Origin of the sequence: Paractinoplanes ferrugineus, from assembly GCF_016862195.1 — a bacterium.
GTDB classification, from domain to species: domain Bacteria; phylum Actinomycetota; class Actinomycetes; order Mycobacteriales; family Micromonosporaceae; genus Actinoplanes; species Actinoplanes ferrugineus.
The window spans coordinates 24,417-37,468 of sequence record NZ_BOMM01000090.1; the positions used below are offsets into that span (position 1 = coordinate 24,417).

A 13,052-nucleotide genomic window follows, 5' to 3' on the forward strand; every position below is an offset into this window, starting at 1 on the left:
CCGCTGCCGGCCCGGGTAACCGTGCCGGCGTTGTCGAGGGCGCCGGTTAGTCTCGCGGGCATGTCGCTCCCGTCGCCCCGCAACCGTCCGGCGTTCCTGGTCGACCTGCTGGTCTCCGGTTCGGTGGCCGGGCTGGCGGTGTGGTGGTGGCACCAGTTCCGGCTGGGCGGCCTGCTCTTCGGCGGCCTGACCGGCCTGGCGCTGCTGGGCCGGCGCCGGCGGCCGGTGGTGGTCTTCGCGCTGGTCGCGGCGTTGACCGCGGCATTCGTGCCGATCAGCGTCGGCGGCTCCGCGCTGCACGAGGGGATGCTGCTGGTCGCCCTCGCCGTCGCGATGTACTCCGTGGTCGTGCACGCCGAGCGGCTGCGCACCGGGGCGATCGTCGGGGTGATGGCCCTGCTCTGGGCAACCGTGCTGCAGGCGTGCCGCACCTGGCTGGAATGGGGGGCGCCGCCGACGTTCGACAGCGTGGGCTCGGTCCTGCTGGGGTCGGCCGGCTACGGGGCCGTGGTGTGGGCGGCCGGGCTGAGCGTGCGAACGTTCTGGCAGCAGCGGAAGGTCGCCGAGGAGCGCGTGCGGACCGCGGAACGGGAGCGGGAGCATGTCACCCGGCTGGCCGTGGCGCAGGAGCGCGCGCGGATCGCGCGGGAGCTGCACGACATCGTGGCGCATTCGCTGTCGGTGATGATCCTGCAGGCCAACGGCGCCGAGTACGCGTTCGAGCACGACCCGCGGCGGGCCCGCGAGGCCCTGCGCACGATCGGCTCGACCGGCCGGGACGCACTGGGCGAGATCAAGCAGCTGGTCCAGATGCTGCGCGACGAGGGGGCGGACGACCACGATCCGGTGGCGCTCGACCGGGTCGGCGCGGTGGTGGCCCGGGCCCGGGACGCCGGGCTGGCGGTGCACCTGGTCGTCGACGGCAGCCCGCCCGACGTGCCCGGCGGCATGGCCCTGGCGGTCTACCGGATCGTGCAGGAGTCACTTACCAACACGCTCAAGCACGCGGGGCCGGCCACGGCGGCGACGGTTCGGGTGGCGTACGGCCCGGACCGCATCGAGGTGGACGTGACGGACACGGGAGCCGGGGTGCCGCGGGTGGTGCCGGGCGGGCACGGCCTGGTCGGGATGCGTGAGCGGGTCAGCCTCTACGGCGGCGCGTTCGACGCGGGCCCCCGGCTGGGCGGCGGTTGGCGGGTCCGCGCGCTCATCCCGCTGCTGGCGAAGGCGGCGGTGTGATCCGGGTGCTGCTGGTCGACGACCAGCAGCTGGTGCGCGCCGGTTTCCGGATGGTACTGGACTACCAGCGGAACATGACTGTGGTCGGGGAGGCGGGCGACGGCGAGGAGGCGCTTCGCTTGTTGCGTACGACCGAGGCCGACGTCGTCGTGATGGACCTGCGGATGCCGGTGCTCGACGGGGTGGCCGCGACCAGGCGGATTTGCGCCGCCGGCCCGGCCCCGCGGGTGCTGGTGCTGACCACGTTCGACACCGACGAGGAGGCGTTCGCCGCCCTGCAGGCCGGGGCGAGCGGGTTCCTGCTCAAGAGTGTGCCGCCGGAGGAGCTGCTGTCGGCGATCCGGGTGGTGGCGGGCGGCGAGGCGGTGGTGGCGCCCCGGGTGACGCGGCGGCTGCTCGACCGGTTCGCGGGCCGGTTGGTCAACGGTGCCGCCCCGGCCGATCGATCCGCCGCGGCGGCCGCCGGCCTGGCCGGGCTGACCGAGCGGGAGCGCGAGGTGCTGCTGCTGGTGGCCCAGGGGTTGTCGAACGCCGAGATCGGTGGCCGGCTGCGGGTGGCCGAGGCCACGGTCAAGACCCACGTCGGCCGCATCCTCGGCAAGCTCGGGCTGCGGGACCGGGTGCAGGCGGTGGTTCTCGCGTACGAGTCGGGCCTGGTCCGCCCCGGCGCCGAGACCTGAGACCCGAGACCTGAGACCTGAGACGGACGGGTACGACTCAGGTCGTACGCCGAGGACCAGCCTTCGCGGGGACGCCGCCCGCCGCCCGCGCCCCTAGCGTCGTGATCGTCATCGATCATCGACCCCGTGGGAGGCCACCGTGCTGGCTCTGGAAGCCGTCGGACTGAGCAAGGTGTACGGCGGTGGTGAGGCGGCGGTCTGGACAAGCCGACGAGCGGCGCGGTGCGCATCGGTGGCACCGACCTGACCACGCTCACCGACCAGCAGCTGACCATGCTGCGTCGCGACCATGTCGGGTTCGTCTTCCAGAAGTTCAACCTGCTGCCGGTGCTGAGCGCGGCGGAGAACATCACCCTGCCGCCGGCGATCGCCGGCCGCCGGCCGCCGGCCCGAGCCGGCGTGACCCTGGTGTCCACCCTGACCATCGTCGCCACGAGCGCCGCGGGGCCCGGCCGAGCGGGAGGCGGACGCCAAGGTGGCCGCCCACTTCCTGGTCACCGACGGCAACGAGTTCTCGATCCTGCCGCCCGCCCTGGTCACCGCGCTGCGTGGTGAGCCCCGGGTGGGCGCCGTCTACCCGCGCTACAACGCCTTCGACGACAACGGCGACTTCTATGTGTACGCGGGATACGACCGGCTCCTCAACCGCAGGTACGGCCTCCCCGCCGGACCCGGTCCGGACACGGCCTGAGCGAGGTACAGATCGACCCGGCCGCCGGTGCCTCCGCCGCCGACATCAGGGCCGCCCTCGACCGCGTCGCCCGGTCGTTTCCCACCATGAAGATCTACGACCACGACGACTACGTGGCGAAACTCAACGAGCCGTTCACCAAGTCCCTCACCGTGGTGACCGGCCTGCTCGTCCTGGCCGTGCTGATCGCCCTGATCGGCGTCGCCGACACGCTGACCCTCTCGGTCCTGGAACGTTCGCGCGAGAACGCCCTGCTGCGGGCCGTCGGCCTGACCCGCCGCCAGCTGCGTGGCACCCTGACCACCGAGGCGCTCGTGATGTCGCTCTGCGGCACGGTGCTGGGAGCGGGCGCCGGGGTCGTCATCGCGCTCGCCGTCCTGCGCACCATCGCCGGCCACGGCCCTGCCCCTGGTGATCCCGTGGGACCGGCTCGCGATCCTGCTCGCGGTCGCCGCCCTGGCCACCTCGCTGATCCCGGCCGCCCGCGCCGTACGCCGCCCGGTCGTCGCGGACCTGGCCACCGAACAGCGGTTCGGCGGCGGGCTCAGAGCGTGGCCAGGGCCTCGATCAGGGCCGCCGGCGGGGTGCTGCCGGGCCGGTCGGAGACCTGGCCGTCGCCGAGTTCCACGACGCGCCAGACCCCGTCGTCGCGGCCCGTCAGGTCGACGGTGACGAACGGCAGGCCGGTGGCGGCGACGGCCCGGCCGAGCGCGGTCAGGTCGAGGCCGGCCGGTGGCCGGGCATCCGGGGTGTCCGGGTGCGCGGTGACGAGCCGGCAGCTGCCGTCGACCCACCACGTGCGCACCTCGGGACCGTTGAACGCCTCGTAGCGGCGCAGCACGAAGCCGCCGGCCAGGTCGTCGCCGCGCAGCTCGAGCATCCGGTGGGCGACGGACCACGCCTTGGCGGCGTCCCCGAGGTCGGGGATGAAGGTCGCCTCGTGCCAGTAGTGCTTCATCGACTTGCTGTAGTCGCGCACCACGGCCGGTCCGTCGCCGAGGGCGCGCCGGGCGATGTGGAAGTCGGCTTCGGCGGTGCCGCTGGTCCACACCGACTCCGGGGTGAGGTCGGCGAGCGCGGCATACCAGCCGGGCAGCTCGTGGCCGCGCCGGTACTGCTCGGCATCGGTGCGCAGGCGGGTGCCGCGGGCGGCCAGCGCCGCCTCGAGGCCGGCGTAGGCGGGGCCGGACAGCATCCAGCCGCGGTAGACGGCAACCTCGTCGCCGGGCACCCGGGCGGTCGCGGCGACCGGATCGCCGGCGACGGCGTCGTGCTCGACGAGCGCGACCCGCCAGCCCAGCTGTTGTGCTGCCGCGTGCTCGCCGGCGAAGTGCTCGTCGACCCGGCGTGGCCGCACGACGTCGGCCGGTAGTAACAACAACATGAACCGACATTGTCCTCGCGAGCCGGCCGGGCGGGTGAGTCGGGGCGGGTGAGTCGGGGCGGCCGAGCCGGGGCCTATCGCCCGGGGCACATCTGTTTCGGCCGGACCGCCGGGAAGTGCCGGGCCCAATCGACGTCGACCGGCGGCCCGGCGCAGATCTCCCGGATCACCGCGGGCAGATCACTGTCGATGCGCCACAGTGCCGACGTGCCGTCCAGCAGCGACAACTCGGTGCCGCTGAGGCGGGGCGAATTCAACCGCAATCCTTGGGTACGCAGGGACAGCACCGTCCGGCCGTCCCGGGCGTCCCAGATCCGGGCCTGCGCACCGTCGACCACGGCAACGGTGCGGCCGGCCGGATCGAAGGCGGACATGGCCATCTCGTCCAGACCGTCGGCCCGGGCCACCACCCGCGGGGCCCGCGGATCGGCGACGTCGAAGATCGTCGTGGTGACGTTGCCCAGGTACGAGGTGACGGCGAGCAACCCGGCCGGGCCGGCCTGCACCCCGGCCGGATGCGGGACGCGCGCCACGGTCGCGATCAGGTGGCCGTCCGGGGTCCAGCTCTCGATGGCGTCCTGATCACCCTCGCGGCGGCTGAGCACGACGCTCGAACCGTCGGCGAGCACCGCCGTCCCGACGACGTCCGCCGCGGGCAGCCGGTGCACCGACCGGTCGCCCGTACGCCAGATTCTGGCGGTCTTGTCGGCTCCCACCGCACTCAGCACGGAACCGGTGCGGTCCATGCTGTCCAGCAGGCCGAGGCCGGCCGGCACCGCGATCTCGCGCGGGTGGTCGAGGTCGGCCAGGTCCCACAGGGCGGATCGGGTGTGCCCGGCCCGGTAGATCGCGCGGTGCTCGTCGAGGCTGCTCCGGTACAGATGGCTGTCCGCGGTGCGGAGCGTCCCGGCCGCACGCCAGCTCGTACCGTCGCGTTGCCAGAGCTGTTCCTCCTCGTCCCGGGCGGCATAGGTGACCGCGTACCGGCCGGGTGGGTCGGTGTAGCCACGCCCGAGAACGCTGGCGCCACCCGCGGCGTGCGCGAGAATCAGCACGTCGCGGGCCTGATCGGTGGGTGCGAGCCGGTAGGCGGCCAGGGCCAGCGCGGCCGCGTTGCGGGGCCGGCCGGCGATCATGTCCCGGGCGGTGTCGGACGCTCGCAACGAGAGCGCCTCGTTGCGTTGCCGGGTGGCTTTGCGCTGGGCGGCCGAGGCGGCGAACGCGGTGCCGGCGAGCAGGACGGCCAGGGCGGTCAGCGCCGCGGCCAGCCGGCGCAGCCGGCGGGTGGCCCGCCGGTCGGCCCGCGTGCGGGCGTCGTCGGCGGCCAGACCGGCCTCGAGGAACTCGCGTTCCCGCTGGTTGAGCTGACCGCGCAGCAGCGCCGCCTGCTCGAGGCGGGACCCGCGGTAGAGGGTGTCGGGGTCGCGGTCGTGTGCTTCCCAGATGGCGCAGGCCTCGGCGAGCCGATGCTGCACCCGCAGGGTGTCCCGGTGCCGGGCGAGCCAGCCGGCCAGCCGTGGCCAGGCCCGCAGCAGGGTCTCGTGGGTCAGCTCGACGGTGTCCCGGTCGATGGTGATCAGCCGGGCGGCGGCCAGCTGGTCGAGGAGCGAATCGGGCACCGGCAGGTCGGCTCGCCGGGCCCGCCGTTTGGTGTCCTCGGTGCCGTCACCGGGAACCACCAGCCGCAGGAACAGCTGCCGGGCCGCCGCCCGGTCGTCCTCGGCGAGCTGCTCGAAGGTTCGTTCGGCGGTCCGGGCCAGGGCGTGCTCGATGCCGCCGACGTCCTCGTAACCGGCCAGGGTGAGGGCCATTCCCCGGCGCCGGCGCCAGGTCTCGGCGAGCGCGTGCGACACCAGGGGCAGGGCGGCCGGCTGCCCGGCGACATCGGAGACGAGCCGGGCCACCAGCGCGGTCTCGACCGTCGCGCCGGCGCGGGCGGCCGGTTCGGTGATCGCCGACCGCAGTTCCTCCGTCGACATCGGCCCGACCAGGACCTGCGCCCGGTGCAGCGCGGTGACCAGCTCCGGGAAGCGGGCGCAGTGGCCGTAGAAGTCGGCGCGCACACTGATCACGACGCGGGCCCGCGGCCCGGCGCCGCCGGTGAGCGCCCGGACCAGCCAGAGCCGGTCGGCCGCGGCGCAGAGCGTGAAGGCCTCCTCGAACTGGTCGACCACCAGCAACACGTCGTCGGCGGCCTTGGCGAGCCAGCCGCGCAGCGCCTCCGGGCCGGCCGCCAGGTCACTGCGGACCCGGTCGACGGGCTGGTCGGCGAGATCGGCGAGCGCCACCGCCAGTTCGGTGATCGGGTCGGCGCCGGGGGTGATCAGGATCGGGGTGCGCTCGCTGCGGGCGATCAGCCCGGCCCGCAGCAGCGAGGACTTGCCCGACCCGGAGGACCCGAAGACGCCGACGAAGGAGCGCTCGCCGACGAGCGTCTCGAGCGTTCCGACGAGCGCCGAACGGCCGAAGAACCGGTCGGCGTCGCCGGTCCGGTAGGCGGCCAGACCCACGTACGGTGCCTCGGCACTGCCGGTTCCCGGCTCCGCGCCGGCCAGGCCGCGCCATCGCTCGGTCCATTCGTCGATGTCGCCGCCGCAGGCGCGGACGACCGCGCCGGTGATGGCGAGGCTGGGCAGACGCCGGCCGGACAACGCGTCGGACAGCGCGGCGGCCGAGTAGTTCGTCCGTTTCCCCAACTCCCGGTACGAGACCCGGCCCGCTTGCCGGCGAAGTCGTCGCAGGTCACCGGCGAACCGCAGGAGGGGCGTGTCCTCGGACTCCAGTGGACGTTCCTGTCGGGGCACGTCACCTCCATCAATCGTCCGCACCGCCGGGCAGTGTCCGGCGTTTGTTGTTCAGTGGCCGGAGCCGAACCTGAACAATCCCTGGCTGCTTAGCGTCGGGACGTCCCGTGTCACCCGGCGTTCACGGGACCGACCCACTCCACAGTAGATGCCTCGCCGACGGCATGAAGGAGTCAGATGAGATCCGCACGAGCAGGCAGGGCAGTCGCGGTGGCCGCCGCCGCGACCCTGGGCATCGGCGCCGTTCCCGTCCCGGCGCCCGCCGCCCCCCGACCCGGTCCGGCCACCTCGGACCGCCACCACGAGCACCGGCGAGCCGGTTTCGACGCCCGTACCCCGGACGCGCGTACTCTCCTGCGGCTGCGCTCCGCGCCCCGGCCGGCCGGGGTCGTCAAGCTCCACGACGAGCTCGGCGTGCAGGGCGTGGTGGACCTGGACCCGCAGACCGGGACCGCCCGCCGTGTCGCCCGGCTGGACGGCTTCCTCACCGCGGCGAGCCGCAAACCGGCCAAGGAGATCGTCGTCGCCTATCTGGCGGCGCATCCGGCGGCGTTCGGCCTGAGCGCGGCGGAGATCGCCGCCTTGCGCCTGCGCAAGGACTACGTCGACATCGACGGCACCCACCACCTGAGCTTCGAGCAGATGGTCGGCGACGTGCCGGTCTTCAGCAACGGCGTACGCGCCGACGTCACCGGGGACGGCCGGCTCATCCAGGTCACTGGCTCGCCGGTGGCGGCCCTGCCGGCCTCGCTCGGCAGCGCCCGGATGACGGCCGACCAGGCCCGTTCCGCGGCGATCAAGGACGCCGGGTCGACCGCTGCCGTCCGGCCCGACGACCCGGCCAAGCTGGTCGCCTTCGCCACCAGCGGCGGAACCCGGCTGGCCTGGCAGACCCTCAGCACCGGGCCGGGCTATCTGCACGTGATCGACGCCGCCACCGGCCGTGTGCTGTACCGGCAGGACCTGCTGCTCAACGACAACGCCCCGCAGGCCACGGTGTGGCAGAACTACCCGGGTGCCCCGCTCGGCGGCACCCAGCAGCGCCGGTCCCTCGCGGGCTGGCTCGCCCCCGGCGCGACCAGCCTCAACGGTGACTCGGCGCACGTGTTCCTCGACGTCAACGACGACGACAAGGCCAACCCCGGCGAGGAGGTCGCGCCGAACGCGCCGGGGGACTGGCGTTTCCCGTTCAAGGACTTCACCGCTCAGGCCGGGCCGCCCTGCGCCGCCGACAAGCAGTGCTCCTGGGACCCGGCGACGGCGTACTCGTGGAAGGACAACGCGCGGCAGAACGGGGCGCAGCTCTTCTACTACGTCAGCAGCTTCCACGATCACCTGGAGAAGGCGCCGATCGGGTTCACCCGGTCGGCCGGCAACTACGAGACCGCGGACGGCGACCCGATCGAGGTGAACGGGCTCGACGGCGCCGACACCGCGGACGGCCGGCCCGACGGCGACCACATCGACAACGCGAACATGCTGCCCACGCCCGACGGCGTACCCGGACACATGCAGATGTACCTGTTCCACTACCCGGACTCGGACGACCCGTTCGTCCCGGGCAACTCCGGTGACGAGGCCGACGTCGTCTACCACGAGTACACCCACGGCATGTCGAACCGGCTCGTCGTCGACGCCTCCGGGAACTCGACGCTCACCGGCCAGCAGGGCTACTCGATGGGCGAGGCGTGGAGCGACTGGTACGCCTTCGACCACCTCGCCGCCTCGGGCTACCAGAAAGACACCGCCGCGCCCGGCGAGGTGCTTGTCGGACGGTACGTCGGCAACGACCAGAACCTGATCCGGACCCAGCCCCTGGACTGCCCGGTCGGGGCGAGCGCGGCCGCCTGTCCCGGCACCGCGGGGGCCGGCTCCGGCGGCTACACGTACGGCGACTACGGCAAGATCCTCGGCTTCGCGGAGCCGCACGCCGACGGCGAGATCTGGAGCGAGACCCTCTGGGACATGCGCACCGCGCTCGGCACGAAGCTCGCCGAATCCCTGATCACCCGGGCCATGGAGCTGTCCCCGGCGAACCCGTCCTTCCTCGACATGCGCAACTCGATCCTGATGGCCGACAAGGTCACCCGGGACGGGCGCGACCAGGCCCGGATCTGGAAGGTGTTCGCCGGCCGGGGGATGGGCTGGTTCGCCGCCGACCTGGGCGGCGACGACGTCACGCCGATCGAGGACTTCTCGATGCCGCCGCTGCGGGACGGGTCGCGGACGTCGCTGACCGGGGTGGTCACCGATGTCGACTCCGGCCGCCCGGTGGCCGGTGCCACGGTCGGCTTCGCCGGCCACAGCTCCGGCTTCGCCGACTCCTACCAGGCCACCACCGACGCGAACGGCCGTTACACGATCACCGGCGTCCGGCCCGGTGGCACCTATCCCGAGGTCACCGCGACGCTGCCCGGCTACGAGACGGACATGCGGGACATCCGCGTCCGTACCGGGGTCAACCATGCGGACTGGACGTTGCGCCGGGACTGGGCGGCGACCGGCGGCGGCAGCCGGGTGACCGACGTCAACGGTGACGACTACTCGATGATCGGCTGCGGCCCGGCGGCCGCGGTGGATGCCTCGCAGCGGACCGGCTGGAGCACCGACGCCACCTACGGCGCCGACGGCCGGATCGACCCCCGCCATCTGGTCGTCCAGCTGCCCGCCGCCGTCGACGTGACGTCGATCGCGATCAACCCGTCCGGCAACTGCGGTGACGACCAGAGTGCCGCCACCGGCGACTACCGCGTCGAGACCTCGGCCGACGGCCAGACCTGGACGGTCGCCTCGGCGGGCCACTTCGGGACCGGGAACCGGGACCGGATGAACGAGGTCCCGCTCGCCACAGGCAGCACCGCCGCGGTCCGCTACCTGCGCTACACGATGCTCGGCACCCAGATCGCCGAGGAGGGCGCCACCTGTCCCGATTTCTATTCCGGTTGCTACTACGTGGACACGGTCGAGATCGGTGTCTACGGCAGCTCGCACTGAGCCGTCCGGTGTCGCGGGCCTTCGCCACCAGTGAGACAGCAAGGAGACATGCCATGCGATATCCCCGCGTCGTCGCGGCGGTTGCGGCCGCCACCCTGGCCCTCACCTCGGCGGCCTGCGGTTCCAGCGAGAAGACGACGGACAAGCAGAACCCGTCCGGCACCGCCGGCGCGCTGATCGGCGTCACCATGCCCACCCGCTCCTCGCAACGCTGGATCGGCGACGGCGAGAACGTCAAGCGAGAGCTCGAGGCGCTGGGCTACAAGGTCGACCTGCAGTACGGCGAGGACGACATCCCGACCCAGGTGAATCAGATCGACAACCAGATCACCCGGGGCGCCAAGCTGCTGATCATCGCCGCCATCGACGGCAAGGCGATGACCACCCAGCTGCAGAACGCGGCGGACAACAAGATCCCGGTCATCGCGTACGACCGGCTCATCCGCAACAGCCCGAACGTCGACTACTACGCCACCTTCGACAACTACAAGGTCGGCATCCAGCAGGCCAACTCCCTGCTGACCGGGCTCAACCTGGTGAACGCCGACGGAACGCCGGGGACCGCGAAAGGACCGTTCAACGTTGAGCTGTTCGCCGGCTCCCCGGACGACAACAACGCCACCTTCTTCTACAACGGCGCGATGTCGGTGCTCAAGCCGTACCTCGACAGGGGCGTGCTCAAAGTGCCGAGCAAGCAGCTCGACTTCCGCAGCATCGCGATCCTGCGATGGCAGGCCCGGACCGCCCAGGACCGGATGGAGAACCTGCTGACCTCCACCTATCGTTCCGGGCTGAAGGTCGACGGGGTGCTCTCACCCTACGACGGCCTGTCCATCGGCATCCTCTCCGCGCTCCGCAGCAACGGGTACGGCACCGGTGGCCGCGCCTATCCGGTGGTCACCGGCCAGGACTCGGAGACCGCGTCGGTGAAGTCGATAATCGCCGGCGAGCAGTACTCGACGATCTTCAAGGACTACCGCGACCTCGCCAAGACCAGCGCGCAGATGGCCGACGCGATCCTGCGGGGCCAGAAGCCGGCCACCAACAACGACAAGGATTACGACAACGGCGTGAAGGTCGTGCCGTCGATGCTGCTCAACACGAGCATCGTCAACAAGGGCAACTACGCCAAGGTGCTCCTCGACAGCGGCTTCTACACCAGGGCCCAGCTGCGCTGACGCCCCGGTGAGCCGCCCACCCGCACGGCGCCGCACCGCCACCGCCACGGTGGTGCGGCGCCGTGCGCACGTGTCCCGGCGGACCCCTAAGATCTACCCCGGAGGTAACGAATGACCGTGCAGTCGATCCGCAAGATCGGGGATCCGGTGCTTCGCCGGACCGCGGAACCGGTGACCGTCTTCGACGCCGAACTGGCCGCGCTCGTCGACGACCTGACCGAGACCCTGGCGGCCTCGGGCGGCGCCGGTCTCGCCGCCCCGCAGATCGGCGTCGGGCTGCGGCTCTTCGCCCTCAATCCGAACCTGCCGGGCAACGACCGCAAGCTCGACCACCTCGTCAACCCGGGCCTCGAGTTCCCCGACGAGCAGGAGCAGAGCGGCCCCGAGGGCTGCCTGTCGATCCCGGGCATCTATCTGGACACCAAACGGCGGATGAACGTGGTCGCCAAGGGCCTGACCAAGCACGGCGACCCGGTGCAGATCGTCGGGGAGGGGCTGCTGGCCCGCTGCATCCAGCACGAGACCGACCACCTCGACGGGGTGCTGTTCGTCGACCGGCAGGACACCGAGGGCATCAGGCGGATCCTCGACACCGTTCGCGAGGCGGCCTGGTCCCACGACCGGATCAAGATCAGCCCGCACTGATCAGACTCCCCTGCAGAGCCGCACCCGCATGTCGGTGCACCGGCTGTGGGTGGTGGCCCGGGGAATCGCGTACAACTCCGGCAGGGCGTCCCGCGTACCGGCGGTTCGCGACACGTAGGCGACGGTCGCCGTCCGGGGGTCCTTCCCGGTGCGCCGGCGGCATCTTGACGGTCCGCGCCGAGCGGCAGCGCCGTCGTGCCTGGACGCGTCCCGGGCGCGCGGCGCGCCGGCGCGGGCCCGGGTCGGACCGGACGCCGAACCCGGCGCTCAGCGGGTGTTTTAGAGGGGTGTCGTGCGGGCTGTCGTCGTTGCCGGCGGCGGGCTGGTCCACCACGGGGTGAGCCGGCGCAGCATCTGATTGATGCCGGCCGAGCGGAGCATTTCCTCGCCAACTTGCGGGTCACGCCCGTTCGATGACCCCATGGGCTATCCACTGCCTGAACCAGCCGTACACGCTCTGCCGGGGCGGGAAGTCGACCGGCAACGTGCCGACCGCTGCGGGCAGAAAATCACGTCGGACACTGCACAAAATTGTGACGATCGCATGACGACATCGGATTTTCATTTCCTCGGTGGCGGGTGAAAAAGTTTAGTGGTCGAATTTGCGACACCGTGTCACTATCGGATTATGGACGTGCTCTTGTGGGTGATTCTCGGCGTCGTCTTCGCGGTCGCGGAGATCTTCACGACCACGCTCTTTCTCATCATGTTCTCGGCCGGTGCGGTGGCCGCCGCGGCCGCGGCCGCCCTCGGTGCTCCGGTGCCGCTGCAGGCCGGGGTGTTCGTCGGGGTGTCGGCGCTGACCATCGTGGCCGTCCGCCCGTCGCTGCGCCGCCGGCTCGACCAGCCCGGCCCGGTCCGGATGAGCACCGGAAACATGCTGGCCAGCTCGGCCGTCGTGGTCGAGCAGGTGGATGCCGAGCACGGCATGGTGCGCATCGACGGCGAGCTGTGGCAGGCCCGCGGCCTCGAGGGTTCGAGCAATTACGCCCCGGGCGAGCGGGTCCGAATCGTCGACGTCAATGACGGCGCCGTGGTGGTCTGGCGTGCGGATGTGCCGGGCATGACCGATCAGTTGTAATTCGTTTCTCGAATAGGGAATAAAAGGTGGTTGACGCGCATGGACGCTGTCATCGGTATCGTACTTGTGGTTCTGGTCGTGTTCGCCGTCGTCACGCTCGTCAAATCGATCCGTATTGTTCCGCAGCAACGAATGGACGTCGTCGAGCGGCTGGGCCGTTATCGGGTGACCCTCAATCCGGGGCTCAACCTGCTCATCCCGTTCGTCGACGCGGTGCGCAGCAAGGTCGACATGCGCGAGCAGGTCGTCTCGTTCCCGCCGCAGCCGGTGATCACGTCCGACAACCTGGTCGTCTCGATCGACACGGTGCTCTACTTCCGCGTCGTCGACCCGATGCGGGCGACCTACGAGATCAG

The 13,052-nt window shown here is 71.8% G+C and carries 10 protein-coding genes and 1 pseudogene; 9 read left to right on the forward strand and 2 right to left on the reverse strand.

Translation table 11 applies throughout. The features are described from left to right. Window positions 1-60: 60 nt before the first annotated feature. The 4 genes and pseudogenes from Afe05nite_RS41745 to Afe05nite_RS45035 all read left to right on the forward strand — a co-directional run. Window positions 61-1,239 (forward strand): sensor histidine kinase, encoded by a 1,179-nt coding sequence (locus Afe05nite_RS41745; protein ID WP_203822896.1) that lies wholly within the window; start codon window positions 61-63, stop codon window positions 1,237-1,239. Further along, window positions 1,236-1,919 carry a response regulator gene (locus Afe05nite_RS41750; protein WP_203822897.1) on the forward strand — a complete coding sequence of 228 codons (684 nt, stop codon included), beginning with the start codon at window positions 1,236-1,238 and terminating at the stop codon, window positions 1,917-1,919. Before Afe05nite_RS41745 ends, Afe05nite_RS41750 begins: the two co-directional genes overlap by 4 nt. A gap of 475 nt (window positions 1,920-2,394) precedes the next feature. Then, complete coding sequence (locus Afe05nite_RS41755) at window positions 2,395-2,610, forward strand: hypothetical protein (protein ID WP_203822898.1); 216 nt, start codon at window positions 2,395-2,397, stop codon at window positions 2,608-2,610. An 86-nt stretch (window positions 2,611-2,696) separates the two neighbouring features. Beyond that, window positions 2,697-2,975, forward strand: a pseudogene (locus Afe05nite_RS45035) (FtsX-like permease family protein); the annotation flags it as partial. Between the two features lie 179 nt (window positions 2,976-3,154). Here Afe05nite_RS45035 and Afe05nite_RS41760 read toward each other — a convergent pair. After that, window positions 3,155-3,994, reverse strand: a complete 840-nt coding sequence (locus Afe05nite_RS41760) for an ATP-grasp domain-containing protein (protein WP_203822899.1) — start codon at window positions 3,992-3,994, stop codon at window positions 3,155-3,157. 74 nt (window positions 3,995-4,068) lie between these two features. Next, window positions 4,069-6,798, reverse strand: coding sequence for an nSTAND1 domain-containing NTPase (locus tag Afe05nite_RS41765; protein ID WP_203822900.1), 2,730 nt, complete (start codon window positions 6,796-6,798; stop codon window positions 4,069-4,071). A 177-nt stretch (window positions 6,799-6,975) separates the two neighbouring features. Here Afe05nite_RS41765 and Afe05nite_RS41770 point away from each other — a divergent pair, with 177 nt between their 5' ends. The 5 genes from Afe05nite_RS41770 to Afe05nite_RS41790 form a co-directional block, all read left to right on the forward strand. Further along, window positions 6,976-9,792 carry a M36 family metallopeptidase gene (locus Afe05nite_RS41770; protein ID WP_203822901.1) on the forward strand — a complete coding sequence of 939 codons (2,817 nt, stop codon included), beginning with the start codon at window positions 6,976-6,978 and terminating at the stop codon, window positions 9,790-9,792. Window positions 9,793-9,845: 53 nt separating this feature from the next. Beyond that, window positions 9,846-10,970, forward strand: a complete 1,125-nt coding sequence (gene chvE / locus Afe05nite_RS41775) for a multiple monosaccharide ABC transporter substrate-binding protein (protein ID WP_203822902.1) — start codon at window positions 9,846-9,848, stop codon at window positions 10,968-10,970. A 111-nt stretch (window positions 10,971-11,081) separates the two neighbouring features. Continuing rightward, window positions 11,082-11,615 carry a peptide deformylase gene (gene def, locus Afe05nite_RS41780; RefSeq protein ID WP_203822903.1) on the forward strand — a complete coding sequence of 178 codons (534 nt, stop codon included), beginning with the start codon at window positions 11,082-11,084 and terminating at the stop codon, window positions 11,613-11,615. Between the two features lie 628 nt (window positions 11,616-12,243). Further along, window positions 12,244-12,696: an NfeD family protein gene (locus Afe05nite_RS41785; RefSeq protein ID WP_203822904.1), complete on the forward strand. Its 453-nt coding sequence runs from the start codon at window positions 12,244-12,246 to the stop codon at window positions 12,694-12,696. Window positions 12,697-12,735: 39 nt separating this feature from the next. Next, window positions 12,736-13,052, forward strand: a 317-nt coding sequence (locus Afe05nite_RS41790; protein ID WP_275407553.1) for an SPFH domain-containing protein, incomplete at its 3' end; no start/stop codon positions are given.

What these genes read in the sequence shown, in the direction of transcription:
- def (WP_203822903.1), top strand. Translation starts at nt 11,082, where the DNA reads ATGACCGTGCAGTCGATCCGCAAGATCGGGGATCCGGTGCTTCGCCGG.
- Afe05nite_RS41785 (WP_203822904.1), top strand. Translation starts at nt 12,244, where the DNA reads ATGGACGTGCTCTTGTGGGTGATTCTCGGCGTCGTCTTCGCGGTCGCG.
- Afe05nite_RS41760 (WP_203822899.1), bottom strand. Translation starts at nt 3,994, where the DNA reads ATGTTGTTGTTACTACCGGCCGACGTCGTGCGGCCACGCCGGGTCGAC.
- Afe05nite_RS41770 (WP_203822901.1), top strand. Translation starts at nt 6,976, where the DNA reads ATGAGATCCGCACGAGCAGGCAGGGCAGTCGCGGTGGCCGCCGCCGCG.
- Afe05nite_RS41745 (WP_203822896.1), top strand. Translation starts at nt 61, where the DNA reads ATGTCGCTCCCGTCGCCCCGCAACCGTCCGGCGTTCCTGGTCGACCTG.
- chvE (WP_203822902.1), top strand. Translation starts at nt 9,846, where the DNA reads ATGCGATATCCCCGCGTCGTCGCGGCGGTTGCGGCCGCCACCCTGGCC.